18 protein-coding genes are annotated in these 17,410 nt (G+C 71.5%); 4 read left to right on the forward strand and 14 right to left on the reverse strand.

Annotation, left to right across the window (positions count from 1 at the left end; translation table 11 throughout):
* Positions 1 to 108: 108 nt before the first annotated feature.
* The gene (locus ACIBK9_RS02510) at positions 109 to 396 is read left to right on the forward strand and encodes a PLDc N-terminal domain-containing protein (RefSeq protein ID WP_352322521.1); all 288 of its coding nucleotides are present in this window, start codon (positions 109 to 111) and stop codon (positions 394 to 396) included.
* Here ACIBK9_RS02510 and ccsA read toward each other — a convergent pair.
* From ccsA to ACIBK9_RS02535, 5 genes are all read right to left on the reverse strand, one after another.
* Positions 393 to 1,352 carry a cytochrome c biogenesis protein CcsA gene (ccsA, locus tag ACIBK9_RS02515; protein ID WP_397154601.1) on the reverse strand — a complete coding sequence of 320 codons (960 nt, stop codon included), beginning with the start codon at positions 1,350 to 1,352 and terminating at the stop codon, positions 393 to 395. The genes ACIBK9_RS02510 and ccsA overlap by 4 nt on opposite strands.
* A complete protein-coding gene (locus tag ACIBK9_RS02520) occupies positions 1,342 to 2,904 on the reverse strand; it encodes a cytochrome c biogenesis protein ResB (protein ID WP_397154603.1) in 1,563 nt (520 codons plus the stop codon). Before ACIBK9_RS02520 ends, ccsA begins: the two co-directional genes overlap by 11 nt.
* Positions 2,904 to 3,626: a cytochrome c biogenesis protein CcdA gene (locus ACIBK9_RS02525; RefSeq protein WP_364327320.1), complete on the reverse strand. Its 723-nt coding sequence runs from the start codon at positions 3,624 to 3,626 to the stop codon at positions 2,904 to 2,906. The genes ACIBK9_RS02520 and ACIBK9_RS02525 overlap by 1 nt, the downstream gene beginning before the upstream one ends.
* On the reverse strand, positions 3,619 to 4,182 hold the full coding sequence (locus ACIBK9_RS02530) for a TlpA family protein disulfide reductase (RefSeq protein ID WP_397154606.1): 564 nt from the start codon (positions 4,180 to 4,182) through the stop codon (positions 3,619 to 3,621). The genes ACIBK9_RS02525 and ACIBK9_RS02530 overlap by 8 nt, the downstream gene beginning before the upstream one ends.
* 71 nt (positions 4,183 to 4,253) lie before the next feature.
* Positions 4,254 to 4,892: a histidine phosphatase family protein gene (locus ACIBK9_RS02535; RefSeq protein WP_358290273.1), complete on the reverse strand. Its 639-nt coding sequence runs from the start codon at positions 4,890 to 4,892 to the stop codon at positions 4,254 to 4,256.
* Positions 4,893 to 5,133: 241 nt separating this feature from the next.
* Between ACIBK9_RS02535 and ACIBK9_RS02540 the strand changes: the two genes are divergently transcribed.
* Positions 5,134 to 5,994, forward strand: coding sequence for an EamA family transporter (locus tag ACIBK9_RS02540; protein ID WP_397154608.1), 861 nt, complete (start codon positions 5,134 to 5,136; stop codon positions 5,992 to 5,994).
* A gap of 43 nt (positions 5,995 to 6,037) precedes the next feature.
* Here the strand turns inward: ACIBK9_RS02540 and ACIBK9_RS02545 are convergent, their stop codons facing one another.
* Positions 6,038 to 6,958, reverse strand: a complete 921-nt coding sequence (locus tag ACIBK9_RS02545) for a LysR family transcriptional regulator (protein ID WP_352357281.1) — start codon at positions 6,956 to 6,958, stop codon at positions 6,038 to 6,040.
* A gap of 183 nt (positions 6,959 to 7,141) precedes the next feature.
* Between ACIBK9_RS02545 and ACIBK9_RS02550 the strand changes: the two genes are divergently transcribed.
* On the forward strand, positions 7,142 to 8,041 hold the full coding sequence (locus ACIBK9_RS02550) for an EamA family transporter (protein ID WP_397154611.1): 900 nt from the start codon (positions 7,142 to 7,144) through the stop codon (positions 8,039 to 8,041).
* Here ACIBK9_RS02550 and hemL read toward each other — a convergent pair.
* From hemL to ACIBK9_RS02585, 7 genes are all read right to left on the reverse strand, one after another.
* Entirely contained in the window at positions 7,983 to 9,272 is a 1,290-nt protein-coding gene (gene hemL, locus ACIBK9_RS02555; RefSeq protein ID WP_397154613.1) for a glutamate-1-semialdehyde 2,1-aminomutase, read from the reverse strand. The genes ACIBK9_RS02550 and hemL overlap by 59 nt on opposite strands.
* A 48-nt stretch (positions 9,273 to 9,320) precedes the next feature.
* Positions 9,321 to 9,950, reverse strand: a complete 630-nt coding sequence (locus tag ACIBK9_RS02560; RefSeq protein ID WP_352357287.1) for a bifunctional DNA primase/polymerase — start codon at positions 9,948 to 9,950, stop codon at positions 9,321 to 9,323.
* Positions 9,951 to 10,078: 128 nt separating this feature from the next.
* Positions 10,079 to 11,062, reverse strand: a complete 984-nt coding sequence (gene hemB, locus ACIBK9_RS02565) for a porphobilinogen synthase (RefSeq protein WP_397154615.1) — start codon at positions 11,060 to 11,062, stop codon at positions 10,079 to 10,081.
* Positions 11,059 to 12,564 (reverse strand): bifunctional uroporphyrinogen-III C-methyltransferase/uroporphyrinogen-III synthase, encoded by a 1,506-nt coding sequence (locus ACIBK9_RS02570; protein ID WP_352322533.1) that lies wholly within the window; start codon positions 12,562 to 12,564, stop codon positions 11,059 to 11,061. Before ACIBK9_RS02570 ends, hemB begins: the two co-directional genes overlap by 4 nt.
* A 35-nt stretch (positions 12,565 to 12,599) precedes the next feature.
* A complete protein-coding gene (gene hemC, locus ACIBK9_RS02575; RefSeq protein WP_364327342.1) occupies positions 12,600 to 13,505 on the reverse strand; it encodes a hydroxymethylbilane synthase in 906 nt (301 codons plus the stop codon).
* Positions 13,502 to 14,758 (reverse strand): glutamyl-tRNA reductase, encoded by a 1,257-nt coding sequence (locus ACIBK9_RS02580; RefSeq protein ID WP_397154617.1) that lies wholly within the window; start codon positions 14,756 to 14,758, stop codon positions 13,502 to 13,504. Before ACIBK9_RS02580 ends, hemC begins: the two co-directional genes overlap by 4 nt.
* On the reverse strand, positions 14,755 to 15,432 hold the full coding sequence (locus tag ACIBK9_RS02585; protein ID WP_352322536.1) for a redox-sensing transcriptional repressor Rex: 678 nt from the start codon (positions 15,430 to 15,432) through the stop codon (positions 14,755 to 14,757). The genes ACIBK9_RS02580 and ACIBK9_RS02585 overlap by 4 nt, the downstream gene beginning before the upstream one ends.
* A 113-nt stretch (positions 15,433 to 15,545) precedes the next feature.
* Here ACIBK9_RS02585 and ACIBK9_RS02590 point away from each other — a divergent pair, with 113 nt between their 5' ends.
* Positions 15,546 to 15,779: a glutaredoxin family protein gene (locus ACIBK9_RS02590; protein ID WP_352322537.1), complete on the forward strand. Its 234-nt coding sequence runs from the start codon at positions 15,546 to 15,548 to the stop codon at positions 15,777 to 15,779.
* A gap of 10 nt (positions 15,780 to 15,789) precedes the next feature.
* On the opposite strand, the gene ACIBK9_RS02595 is transcribed toward ACIBK9_RS02590, so the two are convergent.
* Positions 15,790 to 17,184, reverse strand: coding sequence for an antibiotic biosynthesis monooxygenase (locus tag ACIBK9_RS02595; protein ID WP_358290298.1), 1,395 nt, complete (start codon positions 17,182 to 17,184; stop codon positions 15,790 to 15,792).
* Between the last annotated feature and the right edge of the window lie 226 nt (positions 17,185 to 17,410).

Raw genomic sequence — 17,410 nt, forward strand, 5'->3', positions numbered from 1 at the left:
CGCGTCCATGGCGAACCGGGTTCCACGGTACGACGCCGATCTTCCCGAGTCATCCGAAACGGGACATCGTCCGACACGATCACGTCGCGGATGGCTTACAGTTCGGGCATGGCAGGTGTTCTGATCGGCCTGGCGTTGCTGGCCTTCTGGCTCTTCTCGCTCTTCGACGTCATCACCGCACCCGAGGAAGAGGTCAGGAACGTACCAAAGGCGCTGTGGGTCCTCATCGTCGTGCTGGTCCCGCTGCTCGGCGGCGTGATCTGGATGCTGCGCGGGCGGCCCAGGGCCGAGCGCGACCCGTGGCCGGTGCCGCCGGGCCCGGGCGCGCCGAAGGGCCCGGACGACGACCCCGACTTCCTGCGAGATCTCGACCGGCGGATGCGCGGCGAGGACTAACCGCTGACGTCGGCGTAGCTGTGCAGGCCGGAGATGAAGATGTTGACGCCGACCAGGTTGAAGATCAGGCACCCGAACGCCAGCAGCTGCACGATCATGGCGGCCCTGCCCCGCCAGCCGGCCGTCACCCTGGCGTGCAGGTAGGCCGCGTACGCCACCCAGGTGATGAACGACCAGACCTCCTTGGGGTCCCAGCCCCAGTAGCGGCCCCAGGCGCGGTCGGCCCAGAGCGCGCCGGCGATGACGGCGAACGTCCACAGCGGGAAGGCCAGCACGATCGCGCGGTGGGCCACCCGCTCCAGGTCGTCGCGGCTGGGCAGGCGCGACAGCCCCTCGCCGCGCACCAGGAACAGCACGCCCGACACGCCGGCCAGCGTGAACAGCCCGCTGGCCAGGATCGCCGCGGTGACGTGGATCGCGATCCAGTACGAGTTCAGCGCCGGCACCACGGGCCCGGCCGCCGTGTAGAGCACCTTGACCGCGAACCCGAGGCCGAGCGTGGCGGCGATCATGACGAACGCGCCCAGGAACCGCACGTTCTGGCGGACCTGGGTGAACAGGAACGCGGTCACGGCGGCGAAGCAGATGGCCACCACGAACTCGTACATGTTGCCCCACGGCCACCGGCCGACCGCCAGGCCGCGGGTGATGATGGCGCCGAGGTTGGCGGCCCACCCGATCCAGGCCAGCACGAGCGCGACCCGCCCGGCCTTGGCCCCGCCCGCCAGGACAGGCAGCGGATCGGCGGCGGGCGCCTCGGCCTCGGGCCCGGCATCGCCTTCGGAGGGTGCGCCGACCGTGACGGGCTGCCGGGCGGCCCGCTTCACGGCCGCCTTGCCCAGGACGGCCCTTCCGAAGGCCAGCTCCATCGCGAAGCCCACCATGGCGATGATGTAGAGCAGGACGGCGCCGACGACGAAGTTGTCGCTCAGCCCGGCCAATTGCTCAGCGGACATGCTGTTCTCCTGCTGATAGAGCCTTGACGATCTCGGCGAACTCCTCGGCGAAGCCCGCCGCGGAGCCCTCGGTACGGGTCAGGCCGCCCACGTCGACCCGCCCTTCCCTGACCCGCACCCAGACGCGCCGGCGGCGGATCATCAACGACAGCGCGATGGCGACCACCGCGACGGCCGCGGCGATCAGCGCGGGCACGCGCCCGGGGTCGTAGGCGGTCTGGAGCGTGATCCACTCCTTGACGCCGGTGAACTCCAGCTTCCCCGCCCCGCCGGGCAGCTCGGCGGACTCCCCCACCGACAGCGGCTTGGTCGCGAACGATCCCCGCACGACGGGCACGACCTTGCCGTCGAGCTCGTCCGGCAGAATCTTGTAGACCGACTGCGGCTTGCCCGACCGCATGCCGAGGTCGCCCACGTAACCGCCGAGGAGCTGCACCTGCGGCTGGAGCTCGCCGGGGAAGGCCGAGGCGTAGTTGCCGTCGGTCAGCGGCACGCTGGTGGGCAGGAAACGCAGCAGGAACCCCAGCTGGGACGGCTGTGCGTCGGGCACCTTGACGACGCACGACGAGGTCAGCGTGGCCTTCTGGTCGATCAGGCAGGCCACGGGCCCTTCGTAGGCGACCTGGCCCTTGCCGTCGGTGACCTTGAAGACGGGCGCGTAGCCGTGGCCGATCAGGTACGTCTGCGTCCCGTCGACCTCCAGCGGGTCGTTGACCTTGAGCTCGTAGTCGCGGGCGGGCGCGCCGGGCTCGTCGTGCACCTTCAGGTAGGCGGAGTAGTCGAGCTCCTGGCCCTTCTTGTCGCCCTCGACCTGGTAGGTGGCCTTGAAGTCGGTCAGCTCGAACGAGAACGGCTGGAGCGACTCGGCCGAGACCCGGCTGCCGGGGATGAACCTGTCGTAGGCGGCCACGGTGTTGGCGAAGCCGTCGCCCTCCACGACCAGGACGTTGCCGCGGTAGCCGTACAGGGAGCCGAAGCCGACGGCGAGCAGGATGCCGATCAGCGCGACGTGGAAGAACAGGTTGCCGGTCTCGCGCAGGTAGCCCTTCTCGGCGGCCACCCAGCCGTCGCCGGTGACGACGCGGAAGCGCATCCTGCGCAGCCGCCCGGCGGCCTCCTCCACCGTGAGGTCGCCCTCGAAGGAGTCGGAGTGGGGCAGCCGGGACAGGTTCTTGGGCGCGGCGGGCGGCTTGCGGCGCAGCTCGCGCAGGTAGGTGGCGGTGCGCGGGATGATGCAGCCGACGAGCGAGGTGAACAGCAGCAGGTAGACGGCGGCGAACCAGACCGAGGTGAACACCTCGAAGAGCTGGAAGCGGTCGTACCACTCGGCCAGGGTGGGGTTCTGCTGGTAGAGCTGGGCCACCTTGTCGGGTTCGACGCTGCGCTGGGGCACCAGCGAGCCCGGGATCGAGCCGAGCGCCAGCAGGAAGAGCAGGATCAGCGCGGTCTTCATCGAGGTGAGGGTGCGCCAGCCCCACCGGAGCCAGCCGACCGGCCCCAGCCTGGCCTGCCGCGGCTCGCGCTCCTCGCGCACCAGCTCGTCGACGCTCATCAGATCACCGGCTCGAACGCGCCGATGAGCCCCTGCATGGCCGCGATCATCGCACCCCACAGTCCGGTGACGAGCAGCAGCCCGACGGCCACCATCATGCCCCCGCCGATCCTGGTGATCAGCCGGGTGTGCTTGCGCACGGCCTGGAACGTGCGCAGGGCCTTGCTGTAGGCCAGGGCGGCGGCCACGAACGGCAGCCCGAGGCCCAGCGCGTAGGCCACGGCCAGCAGCGCGCCGCGCGAGGCGCTGCCCTCGTTGAGCCCGAGGGTGAGCACGACGGCCAGCGTGGGGCCGATGCACGGCGTCCAGCCGAGGCCGAACACCACGCCGAGCAGCGGCGCGCCGGCCAGGCCCGCGGCCGGCAGCTTGTGGATGCGCACGTCGCGCATCAGGCCGGGCAGCACGCCGAGGAAGGCCAGCCCGAGCAGGATCGTCAGGACGCCGAGCACCCGCGTGATGACCTGGGCGTTGCCCAGCATGATCGAGCCGAGCCCGCCGAACAGCGCGCCGCTGAGCACGAACACCAGCGCGAACCCGGCCACGAACAGCACCGTGCCGAGCACCAGCCGCCCCCGCTTGGGGTCGGCGCTCATGCCCGTCACGTACGACAGATAGCCCGGCACCAGCGGCAGCACGCACGGCGACAGGAACGACACCACCCCGGCCAGCAGCGCGATCGGCACCGCGAGCAGCAACGAGCCCGAGGCGACGACGTCACTCATCGCGCACCTTGGTCACCGTGTTCATCAGGTCGCTGTACTTGACCGCCCCGAGCGCCCTGGCCGCGATGCGGCCCTGCTTGTCGATGACCAGCGTGGACGGGATCGCCGCGGGCGGCACGGTGCCCTGGAAGGACAGCGCGACCTTGCCGGGCTGGTCGAAGATGTGGGAGTAGCCGGTCTGCTCGGTGCGCTCGAAGGCGAGGGCGTCGGCCTGGCGGTCCTTGAAGTCGATGCCGATGAACTGCACGTCGCCCTTGGTCTTGGCGGCGACCTCCTTGAGCACCGGCGCCTCGGCCCGGCACGGGCCGCACCACGAGGCCCAGAAGTTGATCACCACGACCTTGCCCTTGTGGGCGGCCAGCGAGGCCGTGCCGCCGTCGAGCGTGGGGCCCTCGACCGGCGGGGCCGCCTTGCGGTCGGCGGCGTCGAAGACCTGCATCTTGCCGTCGCCCGCGACGAACCGGGTGTCGCCCACCTGGGGCTGCCCGCTCTGGTTTGCCGCGCAGCCCGCGGCCAGCGCGGCCAGGAGAACGAGGGAGATGGACGTCGCGCGCACGGAGGATGATCTCCTTGTACTACAACCGGTAGAGCTTGCAACTCTACCGGCGGGCAGACATGGCCCCGACATCAGGCCCCTGGTATCGACGGCCCCGAACTCAGCGACCCGGCCGGCTCGCTGTAGCCGACGCTGACCAGGCGGTCGCCCTCGAAGGTGAAGGTGGTGAGGCTGGCCAGCGCGCACTGCCTGCGGCGCGGGTCGTGCCAGAGCCGGCGGCCCTCGGCGGCCATCCTGATCGTCCAGATCGGGAGCTGGTGGCTGACCAGCACGGCCTCGTGCCCGCGCGCGGCCGCCCTGGCGTCGTCGACGGCCGCCTTCATGCGCGCCACGATCGCCGGGTACGCCTCGCCCCACGACGGGCGCAGCGGGTTCCAGAAATAGCGGTAGTTGCGCGGGTTGCGAAGGATGGCCAGCCCCTGGCCGACCGGACGGCCCTGCAGCATGTTCGCCGCTTCGAGCAGGCGGTCGTCCTTGGTCACGTCGAGGCCGAGCTTGTCGGCGAGCGGGGCCGCGGTCTCCAGCGCGCGTTCGAGCGGCGAGCTGTGGACGGCGACGATGTCGCGGCCGCCGACGGCCTTGGCGACCGTCTCGGCCATGAGCCTGCCGGTGTCGGACAGGTGGTAGCCGGGCAGCCTGCCGTACAGGATGCCGCCGGGATTGTGCACCTCACCGTGGCGCAAAAGGTGGACGACGGTGGTTTCAGCCATGGTGTGCCACAGCCTATCCGTTTCGATGCCGGTCATAGTCAGGGGCTGCCTGGTCCGGCATTTCGCGCGGAGGTATGGTCGGGACGACTGCGCCTAGGGTTCCGCGTCCGGTCCGCCTCCCCCGTCACACAACCAGGGCCGGAAGACAGGTCCGAGCGGCGCCGCGGCCCGCCGGGCCGTACAGCTGACGGGACAAAAGCCTGGAGGCTCCTCTCCGTCACCCCTGGAAGGAGTCGCCCGGATGAGCCCTTGGGCGCTGGTCCTCATTCTCGTCGCCGCCGTCGCGCACGCCACCTGGAACCTGCTGAGCAAGAAGGCGGCCCAGGCCGACGGCATCGTCTTCCTCTGGCTGATCGGGGTCGTGGCCACGGTGGTGTGGAGCCCGCTGTTCGCCGGGTTCCTGCTGGTCACGGGGACCCGGCTGTCGTGGGGCGACCTGGCGGTGATCTGCGGCAGCACGGCCCTGCACCTGGGGTACTTCGTGCTGCTCCAGCGCGGCTACGGCGCGGGCGACCTGTCGCTGGTCTACCCCGTCGCCCGCGGGACGGGGCCGATGCTGGCCAGCCTGGTCGCCGTGTTGTTCCTGGACGAGCACCCGGCGCCGGCCGGCGTGGCCGGGATCGTGCTCGTCGGGGTCGGGGTGTTCATGATGAGCGGCGGCGCGGCCGGGCGGGGCGACCTGCGGGGGCTGGTGTCGGGGCTGGTCGTGGGGCTGTTCATCGCCGGGTACACGGTGTGGGACTCGCAGGTGGTCAGCGCGTTCGCGGTGGCGCCGATCATGCTCAACTACCTCGGGGAGGTCGGGCGGGCGCTGGCGCTCACGCCGTTCGTCGCCGGGGCCAGGCGGCGGCTGGTCGGGTCCGTGTGGCGGGAGCACCGGTCGCGGATCGTGGGGGCGGCGTTCCTGATCTTCCTGTCGTATTTGCTGGTCCTGATCGCGTTCACGATGGCGCCGGTGAGCGTGGTGGCGCCGGCGCGCGAGGTGAGCGTGCTGATCGCGGTGCTGCTCGGCGGGCGGCTGCTGGCCGAGGGCGACCTGCGGCGGCGGCTGCTGGCGGCGGGCGTGATCCTCGGCGGCGTGGTGGCGATCGCGCTCAGCTGAGCGCGGCCCGGCAGGGTGCACGGCAGGGTGCGCAGCCGGGTGCTCAGCTGACCGCCCAGGCGTTCTCCTGCTCGCGGCTGACGCCGATCAGGGCCTCGACCGTGGCCCTGATCGCGGGACGGCGGGCCGCGTCGGTGCGCCACACCGCGTAGATGCGGCGCGTCTGCCGCGGCATGATCGGGACCAGCCGCACGCCGTCGGGCACGCAGTCGCGGCCCAGGCGCGGCACGATCGCGCAGCCGAGCCCGGCGGCGACCAGCGCGAGCTGGGTGGGGTACTCGTCGGCCATGCAGGCGATCTCCGGCTCCAGCGAGGCGTTGCGCAGCGTGAAGACCAGCCAGTCGTGGCAGACCGTGCCGGGCGACGAGCTGATCCACCGCTCGCCGTGCAGCTCGGCCAGCCCCACCTCCCTGCGCCCGGCCAGCGGATGGTCGGCGGGGATGGCGACGTCGGCCACGTCGTCGAGCAGCGTGGCCCTGGACAGGCCCTCGGGCATGGCGATGGGCCGGTTGAGCCAGTCCTGCATCACGCCCAGGTCCAGCTCGCCCCTGGCCACCTCGCGCAGCACCCGTTCCGGCTCGCGCTCGTAGAGCTGCACGTGCAGGTCGGGGTGGTGCCTCTTGAGCTGGACGAGCGCGCCGGGCATCAGGCCGCGGGTCGCGGTGGCGAAGGCGGCGATGCTGAGCCGGCCGACGACCTCGCCGCGCAGCGCCTCGAAGTCCGCCTCCGCGGTCTCGACCAGGGCCAGGATGCGCTCGGCGTGCTCGGCGAGCAGCCCGGCGGCGTCGGTCAGCCGGACGCCCCGGCCGCTGCGCTCCATGAGCCGGGCGCCCGTCTCCCGCTCCAGCTTGGCGATCTGCTGGCTGACGGCCGACGGGGTGACCATGAGCGCGTCGGCCGCGGCGCCGACCGACCCGTACACGTGCACGGCGTGAAGTGCCTTGAGCCGGTTCAGGTCCAACATGTAAGCCAGACTAAAGGGTTTAGCGTAGAAAGTCTCGCTTGTCCTTGTATCTGAAGCAGATGAAAATATATGCATGCGAATCATTAAGAGCAGGAAGCCCGAGACCCGTTCCACCTCGTACCTGAAGGTCCTCGCCGAGCAGGCTCGCGAGCAGCGCAACCGGTACCAGAAGACCCGCTCTGCGTGAGCCCCCGCCACCTCGCCCTCGCCATCGGCCTCGCGGCCGTGTGGGGCTTCAACTTCGTCGTCATGCAGGTCGGCCTGAAGCACTTCCCTCCCCTGCTGTACGCGGGGATCAGGTTCACCCTGGCGGCGTTCCCCGCCCTGCTGCTCGCGGGGCGGCCGGGAGTCCCGTGGCGCTGGGTCGCCGGGGTGGCGGCCACTCTCGGAGTGGGTCAGTTCGGCCTGTTGCTGGTGGGCATGCGAGCGGGCATGCCGGCCGGACTGACCTCTCTCGTCCTGCAGATGCAGGCGTTGTTCACCGTGCTGTTCGCGGTGACGCTGCTCGGCGAGCGGCTCACCGCCCGCCGCGTCCTCGGCCTGGCGGTCGCCTTCGGCGGCCTGGCCCTGGTCGCGTTCGACTTCGGGGTGTCCGGCCCGCTGGGCGCCTTCGCCCTGTGCGTGGCCGCCGCCGCGGCCTGGGGGCTCGGCAACGTGGTGCAGCGCAGGGCCGCGCCGCCGGACTCGCTGCGGTTCATGGTGTGGGTGAGCGCGTTCTCCGCGCCGCCCCTCCTGCTGCTGTCGCTGCTGGTCGAGGGGCCGCCCGTGCTGACGGCCCCCGCCGAGGGCTGGTTGTCGCTGGCCTACGTGGCCTTCGTCTCGACGCTCGGCGGGTTCGGCGTGTGGGGCTGGCTGCTGCGCCGGTACGACGCCTCGACCGTGGCGCCGTACACGCTGCTGGTGCCGGTGTTCGGCATGTCGTCGGCCGCGCTGGTGGCCGGCGAGCCCCTGTCCTGGACCGAGCTGCTGGCCGCGGCCCTCATCGTCGCCGGCGTGCTGTACGCCGGCACCAGGCCGCGCCGGGCTACAGAACCGCCGCGGCCGCCTTCGCCGCTGCCGGCAGGGCCTCGGCTATCCGGTTGAGCGCCTCGTCATCGTGCGAGGCCGACAGGAACCACGCCTCGTACGCCGACGGCGGCAGGTAGACGCCCTGGTCGAGCATCGCGTGGAAGAACGCGGTGAAGGCCGCCGTGTTCTGTGCCTTGGCCTGGTCGAAGTTCGTCACCTCGCCCTCGGCGAAGAAGATCGAGAACAGGCTGCCGGCACGCTGCAACCGGTGGGGCACGCCCGCCTTCGCCAGCGCCTCGGCCGCCGCGTCGCCCACCGCGAGCGCCGCGGCGTCGATGCGCGCGTAGGCGTCGGCGTCGAGGGCGCGCAGGGTCGCCAGGCCCGCGGCGCACGCCAGCGGATTGCCGGACAGCGTGCCCGCCTGGTAGACCGGGCCCTCCGGAGCCAGGAAGGCCATCACGTCGGCCCGGCCGCCGAACGCCGCCGCGGGCAGACCCCCGCCCATGACCTTGCCGAACGTCATCAGGTCGGCGTCGACCGGGTCGAGGCCGTACCAGCCGGCGGACGAGACCCGGAAGCCGGTCAGCACCTCGTCGACGATGAGCAGCGCGCCGTTGGCCGTGCACAGCTCGCGCAGCCGGGCGTTGAACCCGTCGCGCGGCGGGACGACGCCCATGTTCGCCGGGCACGCCTCGGTGATCACGCAGGCCACCTCGGCGGCCGCGAACGCCTCCGCCACCGCCTGGATGTCGTTGTACGGCAGCACGATCGTGTCGGCCGCCGACGCCCCGGTCACCCCGGGGGTGTCCGGCAGCCCGAACGTGACCACTCCCGACCCGGCCGAGGCCAGCAGGGCGTCGACGTGCCCGTGGTAGCAGCCGGCGAACTTGATCACCTTGGACCGCCCGGTGAAGCCGCGCGCCAGGCGCACCGCGCTCATCGTCGCCTCGGTGCCGGAGCTGACCAGGCGCACCTTCTCGACCGGCGCCATCCGGGAGACGATCTCCTCGGCCAGCTCGACCTCGCCCGGCGTGGCGGTGCCGTAGGAGAAGCCGTGGGCGACCGCGCCGGAGACGGCCTCGACGACCGCGGGATGCCGGTGGCCGAGGATCATCGGGCCCCAGGAGCAGACCAGGTCGACGTAGCGGTTGCCGTCGACGTCGGTGATGTACGGCCCCTGGCCCGAGGCCATGAAACGCGGCGTGCCGCCCACCGCGCCGAACGCGCGCACGGGCGAGTTGACGCCGCCGGGCACCACTTCCCTGGCGCGGGTGAAAAGACCTTCGGAGTTCTGTGTACGGCTCACCCGACCCAGGTTAGTCCCGCAGGTCCGTGCCCCCGCCGCGGGGCGTGCTCAGTCGGCGAGCCATTCCAGGATGCGCAGCGGGTCGGGCAGCGGACGGCCGTCCGGGGGCCGGAGCCAGGAGACCGGCTGGCCCGAGGGCAGCATGGAGGGCGGCGCGAGCACGTAGCTGTCGCGGCAGTGCCAGCGCAGGCCCGGCGTGTCGTCGATGGTGGCCGGGTCGCAGTCGAGCTGGCAGGACCACCACTCGTCCTCGTCCTCGGGGTTGCCGCGGGTGGCCACATAGAACAAGACCCGGTCGCCTTGAGCGGCGACCGGGCCTGGGTGGGCTCCGGCGGCGTCGATCCTGGTGAGGGCCGACAGGCCGGCGGCGAGCGGTACGTCGAACACGTCGAACACGCGCCCTGTGGGCAGGATCACGTTGGCCTCCGGCTCGCTCTCCCACCAGCGGGTCAGCAGCGTCGTGTCCGTCGTGGCCTGCATGTGCCAGGCGGGCGAGAGCGGATGGGCGCCGGGGTCGGGACAGCCGACGCGGTCGCACGAACACGCGCGCGGGCCGTGCCGCAGCGGAAAGGCTCCCGGCACCACGGGCCAGCCCAGGGACGCGTACTCCAGCACGGAATCGATGCGTGTCGGGCGCGACCGCTTTCTGGTACGCCGAGCCAGTGGTACCCCCACCATGGTGTCTCCCGTCGAGTCAGCGCCTGAGGAGGTCCCGGCTCCGGGCCGTTCGCACACCGCGGGACACACCAGCACTTGTCATCGCACTCTAACGCACACGCCTCAGGAGTTGACGGGAAACCCCTTGGTTAGAGCTGGCGCGCCACTTCCGTCGCCCAGTACGTGAGGATCATGTCCGCGCCGGCGCGCTTGATGGCGACCAGCGACTCCATGATCGTCCGGTCGCGGTCGATCCAGCCGTTGGCCGCCGCCGCCTCGACCATCGCGTACTCGCCGCTCACCTGGTAGGCCGCCACCGGCACGTCGACCGCGTCGCGCACCCGGGTGATGACGTCGAGGTAGGCCAGCGCCGGCTTGACCATGACGGCGTCGGCGCCCTCCGCCAGGTCGAGCCTGACCTCGCGCAGCGCCTCCTCCAGCGGCCCGGCCGGGTCCTGCTGGTGGGTGCTGCGGTCGCCGAACTGCGGCGCGCACTCGGCGGCCTCGCGGAACGGCCCGAAGAAGGCGGAGGCGTACTTGACGGAGTAGGACAGGATCGGGACGTCGGCGTGGCCGGCCCCGTCGAGCGCGGCGCGGATGGCGCCGACCTGGCCGTCCATCATGCCGCTCGGCGCGATCATCTGGGAGCCGGCGGCGGCCTGGGCCAGCGCGATGGAGGCGTAACGCTCCAGCGTGGCGTCGTTGTCCACCTCGCCGGACGGGGTCAGGATCCCGCAGTGGCCGTGGTCGGTGAACTCGTCGAGGCAGGTGTCGGCCATGACCACGAGGGCGTCGCCGACCTCGGCGGTCACCTCGCGCAGCGCGACCTGGAGGATGCCGTCGGGGTCGTCGGCCGCCGACCCGGTCGCGTCCTTGACCGCGGGGATGCCGAACAGGATCAGGCCGCCCACGCCCGCCTCGGCCGCGTCGTGCGCGGCCTTGCGCAGCGAGTCGCGGGTGTGCTGGAACACGCCTGGCATGGACGACACCGGCTGCGGCGCGTCGATGCCCTCCTTGACGAACAGCGGCAGGATCAGGTCCGCGGCGTGCAGCCGCGTGCCCGACACCATCCGGCGCAGCGCCTGGCTGCGACGCAGGCGCCGGGGACGTGCGACGGGGTACTGGGCGCTCACTTGGCTCTCCTCCTGGCGCCACGGCGGTTCTGGGACGGCCTGCGCGGGCTGTCACCCGCGGCCACGGCCGCCTGGCGCTGCTTGGCACCGAACTCGGCCAGCGCTGCGGCCAGGGCTGATGCGGATGGCTTGTCGGACATGACGTCGACCCGGAGCCCGAACTCCTCGGCCGTCTTGGCCGTCTGCGGCCCGATCACCGCGATCACGGTGACGTTGTGCGGCTTGCCCGCGATGCCGACCAGGTTGCGCACGGTGGAGGACGAGGTGAACAGCACGGCGTCGAAGCCGCCGCCCTTGATCGCCTCGCGGATGGGCGCGGGCGGCGGCGCGGCGCGCACCGTCCGGTACGCCGTCACGTCGTCGCACTCCCAGCCCAGCTCGGTGAGCCCGGCCACCAGCGTGTCGGTCGAGATGTCGGCCCGGGGCAGCAGCACCCGGTTGATCGGGTCGAGCATCGAGTCGTAGGGCGGCCACTCGGCCACGAGCCCTTCGGAGGACTGCTCGCCCGAGGGCAGCAGGTCGGGCTTGACGCCGAACTCGACCAGGGCCCGCGAGGTGGCCTCGCCCACGGCGGCCACCTTGAGCCCGGCGAAGGCCCGCGCGTCGAGCCCGTACTCCTCGAACTTCTCGCGCACCGCCTTGACGGCGTTGGCGCTGGTGAAGGCCACCCACTCGTAGCGGCCGGTGACCAGGCCCTTGATGGCGCGGTCCATCTGCTGCGGCGTGCGCGGCGGCTCGACCGAGATGGTCGGCACCTCCTCGGGCACCGCGCCGTAGGCCACGAGCTGCTCGGACAGGCTGCGGGACTGCTCCTTCGTGCGCGGCACCAGCACCCGCCAGCCGAACAGCGGCTTGGTCTCGAACCACGACAGCCGCTCGCGCTGCCCCACGGCCTCGCCGACGACGATCAGCGCGGGCTCGGTGAACCCGGCGTGCTTCAGGTCGGCCTGGAGCCGGCCGAGCGAGGACACGACGGTGTACTGCTCGGTGGTGGTGCCGCCGCTGCTGACGGCGACCGGCGTGGTGTCGGGCTTGCCGCCGGCGATCAGCGCCTTGCCGATGGCGACGGCCTCGGCGATGCCGTTGTAGATCACCAGCGTGCCGCGGGTGGCGGCGTGGGACGACCAGTCCTGCTCCTGAGCGGCGTCGACGACGCGGAACTCGGGCACGGCCGTGGCCGCCGGGATGCCGGCGTAGGTGAGCACCGCGGTCGCGGGCGGCACGCCGGGCACGATCTCGAAGTCCACCTCCGCCGCCACGCAGGCCGCGACCTCGTCGTCGATCGAGGAGAACAACATGGGGTCGCCCGCGCACAGGCGCACCACGAGCTGCCCGGCCTTGGCCCGCTGGACGTAGTCGCCCTCGGCGACCTCGACGCCCTCGCGGCAGTGCTTGAGCAGCGGGCCGGACTGCTCGTCGTCGAGCACGACGGCGTCCGCCTTGCCGAGAAGTTCGGCGGCGCGGAGCGTCAGCAGGTTGGGGTCACCGGGACCCGCCCCCACGAAGGCGACGAAACCGGAGGTTGGACTATCGGAGCTCAATGGGATTGCTCCCCCATCAATCTGTCGGCCCCTTCGGCGATCATCTCGGCCGCCAGGAGGCGGCCCAGCTGTGCAGCCTCCGAAGGAGAACCGGCGGCGGACTTGCGGACCGCTTCGCGGCCGTCGATGGAGACGACCACTGCGGTCAGGTTCAGAGTGTGCCCGTGATCGGCCGCGAAAGCACCCACGGGTGCGGCGCAGCCTGCTTCCAGGGCGGACAGCACGGCGCGTTCGGCGGTCACCGCGCTGCGCGTGCGCGGGTCGTCGAGCACGGACAGGGTCTCGATCAGGTCGGTGCGCGCGGCCAGGCACTCCACGGCGAGCGCGCCCTGGCCGGGGGCCGGCAGCAGCTCCTCGACCTCGAAGATCTGCGCGATCTCGCCGCCGCGGCCGAGCCTGGTGAGCCCGGCGCTGGCCAGCACGACGGCGTCGAGCTCGCCCGCGGCGATCTTGCCGATGCGCGTGTCGGCGTTGCCGCGGATCGGGACGTACTCCAGGTCGGGGCGGAGCGCGCTCAGCATGGCGACGCGGCGCGGCGAGCCCGTGCCGACCCTGGCCCCTGCGGGCAGGTCGGCGAACTTGTGCGAGCCGACCAGCGCGTCGCGGTGGTCGTGGCGCTCGGGGAGCGCGGCCAGCGTGAAGCGCGGGTCCTGCTTGGTCGGCAGGTCCTTCAGCGAGTGGACGGCGAAGTCGATCTCGCCCTCGACCAGCTTGTCGCGCAGCGCGCTGACGAACACGCCGGTGCCGCCGAGCTGCGCCAGGTGCGCCTTGGTCACGTCGCCGAAGGTCGTCACGCCCACCAGCTCGACCGGGTGCCCGGTGCGCGCGGTGAGGGCGTCGGCCACCATCTGGGACTGCGTGGTCGCCAGCATGCTGCGGCGGGTGCCCAACCGCAGGTTCACAGCTCCACCTCCCTCACGGCCGCGGGCATCTTCGGATCGAGATTGAACAACTCACGCAGGGCTTCCGCATAATGATCGCCCCCTGGACCGGCGGCGAGCTGCTTGACACGCACAGTCGGCTCGTGAAGCAGTTTGTCAACGACCCTCTGCACGGTCATGGCGATTTCGTCCCTGGCCTTGTCGTCGAGATCGGGCATGCGCATCATCAGGCGGCCCAGCTCGGACTCCACCACGCCCGCCGCCTTGCTGCGCAGCGCCACCACGGTCGGGGTGACGCGGGCGGCGCGGGCGGCGTCGAGGTAGGCGTTCAGCTCCTCGGCCACGAGCGCGCGCACGGACTCCACGGCGTCGCCGCCGCGCGAGCCGACGCCGGACTCCTGGATCGTCTCCAGGTCGACCAGCGTGACGCCGGGCACCTCGCGCACGGCCGGGTCGATGTCGTGCGGCAGCGCCAGGTCCAGCAGGAACGCGCCCCCGGTCAGCATGTCGGGGGTGATGACGTGCCGCCCGGCGCCGGTGCAGGTGATCACGATGTCGGCGTCCGCCAGCTCCTCGCGCACGGCGGCGAACGCGACAGCCCGGCCGCCGACCGACTCGGCCAGCCGCGCGCCCCGCTCGTACGTGCGGTTGGCCACGACGATGTCGGTGACCCCGGCGCGCTGCAGCGTGACGGCGGCCAGCGAGCTCATCGAGCCCGCGCCCACCACCAGCGCCCGCCGCCCGGCCAGGTCGCCGGCGAGCGCGAGGCCCGCCGAGACCAGCGAGGGACCCGCCTGGTCGATGCCGGTGTCGGTGTGGGCGCGCTTGCCGACGCGCAGCGCCTGCTGCGTCAGCTCGTTGAGGGTCGCGCCGACCGTGCCGTGCTTCTGGGCGAGCTTGAGCGCCTGGCGGACCTGGCCCAGGATCTGGCCCTCGCCGACGGCCATGGAGTCGAGGCCGCACACCATCGAGAACAGGTGCTCGACGGCCCGCTCCTCGTAGTGCACGTAGAGATGCGGGGTCAGCTCGTCGGCCGGCACACCGGAGTGGACGGCCAGCAGCCCGCTGATCGAGGTGACCGCGGCGTGGAAGCGGTCGACCGTGACGTAGATCTCGACCCTGTTGCAGGTCGAGATCACCATGGCCTCCGCGACGCTGGTGTCCTGCTGCACGTCGTGCAGCAGCTTGACCAGCGCGTCACCGGTCACCGAGACGCGTTCGAGAAGCGCCACCGGAGCGGTCCGGTGGCTGAGTCCGATCGCCAGAACACTCATTGACCGTCCACCGCCATGAGTGGCCCCCCAGCTTTGCGTTGCTCGTGGAACGCGAGAATCTGCAGTTCGATTGACAGGTCGACCTTCCGGACGTCGACGGTGTCCGGAACGGTGAGAACGACTGGGGCGAAGTTCAGGATGCTGGTCACGCCCACGGCGACAACACGATCGCACACTTCCTGCGCCGCTGCCGCCGGTGTCGCCAGTACCACGATCGAGACTCCACGCCGCTTGATGACGGCTTCCAGTTCGTCGATGTGCTCCACATTCAACCCCGCGATGGTGTCGCCCACGACTTCGGGGTCGGCGTCGAAGAGCGCGGCCACGCGGAAGCCCCTGGAGACGAAGCCGCCGTAGTTCGCCAGGGCGCGGCCGAGGTTGCCGACCCCGACGATCGCGACCGCCCAGTCCTGGGTCAGGCCGAGTTCGCGGGAGATCTGGTAGACGAGGTACTCCACCTCGTAGCCTACGCCGCGGGTGCCGTACGAGCCGAGGTGCGAAAGATCCTTGCGGAGCTTGGCCGAGTTCACGCCCGCGGCCACGGCCAGGTCCTCCGAGCTCACGGTCGCGACGCCGCGCTCCGCCATCCCGTGCAGCGCCCGCAGGTACAACGGAAGCCTGGCGACCGTCGCCTCGGGGATGCCGCGGTCACGGGACTGGGACGTGCTCTTCACGTGCCGGAGCTCCAGGGAACGGGCGGTGGGGACCGCTGAACGGATTAGAACCGTCTTTCAGGTTAATCCCTTTGTGAACCGATGCACAAAGTAGGGGCGCTACGGTTGGGGACATGCATCGCATCACCTTGCTCGGCAAACCCGGCTGCCACCTCTGTGACGACGCCCGCGCGGTCATCGCCAGGGTGGCCGGAGAGCTGGGCGTGCCGTGGGAGGAGGTCAGCATCGACTCCTCCGAGGAGCTCAGGGAGAAGTACTGGGAGATGATCCCGGTGACGCTGATCGACGGCGTGCAGCACGACTTCTGGCGGGTCGACGAGGCCCGCCTGCGCGCCGCCCTCGCCTAGGACACGACGGTCAGAACATGACGGTGGGCAGCGGCACCACCTTCGCGGCGTTGACGTTGAGCTCGATGACGTTGGTGGCCAGCACCATCGCCTGACGCTCGTTGAGGAACCGCTCGACGTGCGGCTGGCGCTGGTGGTCGCGGTAGGCGACCTCGTCGCGGTAGAGCTCGTAGACGATGCGCTGCAGGGGGGCCGACTTGACGGCGTGGCAGGCGTAGACGAGCGTGTCGGGCTCGCCGCGGCGCACGGCCTCGACGGTGGCCTCGGCCAGGCGGTCGAACGCGTCGCCGGCGCCGTCCATGATCGTGAAGACGGTGAGCAGGCCGTAGATGCTGGGCGAGGGCCTGCCGCCCGCCTGCTGGGGCTGCGACGGGGTGAACAGCTCGGCGCCCGGGTAGGCCACGCCGGTGCCGGGCATCGAGTAGTCGGGCCGGGAGGGCTGGGCGTCCATGCGCGGGGAGGTGTCCATGCGCGGGGGCGGGGAGCCGTTCATGATGTAGCCGGTCGCGGGGCCCGAGTCGGGCGCGGCCCCCATCCTGGCGGCGTAGTCGACCTGCTGGTCGCCCGCCCGGTATTCGGCCACCAGGTCGCCCAGGCCGGGCGAGCGGCGCGGGGGCGCCACGGGAGGCGGCTCGGCGGCCGGCACCGGCACCGGCACGGGCTCGGGCGCGACCCTGCGGCCCGGCCGGCGCTCCACGTCGTCGTGCGGCGTCTCCAGGTCGTCCTCGTCGTCCTCGTACGGCGCCAGCGGGCGCAGCACGGTGTACCAGATCGCCGCCGCGCCCACCGCGAGCAGCGCGGTGGTGAACAGCGGCGGCACCGAGAACCGCATGGCCCCCACCAGGGCGATGCTCGACGGCGCGATGACCAGGACCGCATGGAGGTTGTCGGTGTCGTACTCGTCGCCGCCACGCCACTTGAGCCCGGCCACCACCACGCACGCCAGCAGGACGAGCACGTCGATCGTGTGCACGCCGATGAGCAGCTTGTCCGGGATGAGCCCCCACATGGCCGAGCCGGACGGCAGCGACTTGCCCAGGTCGGTGGACCTGAGCGGGTCGAAGGTCAGGATCGCGACGGAGACGACGGTGAGCGCGATGCCGAACAGCCAGGCCAGGAACCTCGGCGGCACCTTGTCGGACAGCAGCTGGATCAGGCCCACGGCCAGCCAGAGCGGCGCGAGCAGCGACCCGGTCACCTGGTAGAGGCGGAACGTGACCGGCCCGAACCCCAGGACGTAACCGACGCCGATCGCGGCCAGCGACAGGCACAGGGCTCCAGCTGCAACGGTCCAGGCGATCAACCACCCCTCGGGCTCGTCGCGCAGCCGGCGGATCAGGGCTCCGGTCGCGACGGCGGCGAGGAGCGCACCGGCAAGGGCTATGACAGCAACGAGGATCTCCATGGTGACTCCAATGCTGCCGGACGATGCCTCCCGGCCGGTAGCCGAAGAGGAAACAGGCGCTCCATGAGGGGCTTCGCCGCAGGCTGTGGGGTAGGCGCCTATACGGTATAGGGCGATTACTCGTAGCCAGGCCAGCAGGCGCGGATTGTGGAATTTCCAGTTGATTTCTAGAGTATTCGAGCACGCCGCACCCCTTACCCCTAGGGATACCGGATGCCTGATTCGT

The sequence above is a fragment of the Nonomuraea sp. NPDC050227 genome, assembly GCF_044459705.1.
Classification (GTDB): Bacteria; Actinomycetota; Actinomycetes; order Streptosporangiales; family Streptosporangiaceae; genus Nonomuraea.

What these genes read in the sequence shown, in the direction of transcription:
- ACIBK9_RS02560 (WP_352357287.1), bottom strand. Translation starts at nt 9,950, where the DNA reads ATGGTGGGGGTACCACTGGCTCGGCGTACCAGAAAGCGGTCGCGCCCG.
- ACIBK9_RS02595 (WP_358290298.1), bottom strand. Translation starts at nt 17,184, where the DNA reads ATGGAGATCCTCGTTGCTGTCATAGCCCTTGCCGGTGCGCTCCTCGCC.
- ACIBK9_RS02520 (WP_397154603.1), bottom strand. Translation starts at nt 2,904, where the DNA reads ATGAGCGTCGACGAGCTGGTGCGCGAGGAGCGCGAGCCGCGGCAGGCC.
- ccsA (WP_397154601.1), bottom strand. Translation starts at nt 1,352, where the DNA reads ATGTCCGCTGAGCAATTGGCCGGGCTGAGCGACAACTTCGTCGTCGGC.
- ACIBK9_RS02590 (WP_352322537.1), top strand. Translation starts at nt 15,546, where the DNA reads ATGCATCGCATCACCTTGCTCGGCAAACCCGGCTGCCACCTCTGTGAC.
- ACIBK9_RS02540 (WP_397154608.1), top strand. Translation starts at nt 5,134, where the DNA reads ATGAGCCCTTGGGCGCTGGTCCTCATTCTCGTCGCCGCCGTCGCGCAC.
- ACIBK9_RS02525 (WP_364327320.1), bottom strand. Translation starts at nt 3,626, where the DNA reads ATGAGTGACGTCGTCGCCTCGGGCTCGTTGCTGCTCGCGGTGCCGATC.
- ACIBK9_RS02545 (WP_352357281.1), bottom strand. Translation starts at nt 6,958, where the DNA reads ATGTTGGACCTGAACCGGCTCAAGGCACTTCACGCCGTGCACGTGTAC.
- ACIBK9_RS02580 (WP_397154617.1), bottom strand. Translation starts at nt 14,758, where the DNA reads ATGAGTGTTCTGGCGATCGGACTCAGCCACCGGACCGCTCCGGTGGCG.
- ACIBK9_RS02510 (WP_352322521.1), top strand. Translation starts at nt 109, where the DNA reads ATGGCAGGTGTTCTGATCGGCCTGGCGTTGCTGGCCTTCTGGCTCTTC.
- ACIBK9_RS02535 (WP_358290273.1), bottom strand. Translation starts at nt 4,892, where the DNA reads ATGGCTGAAACCACCGTCGTCCACCTTTTGCGCCACGGTGAGGTGCAC.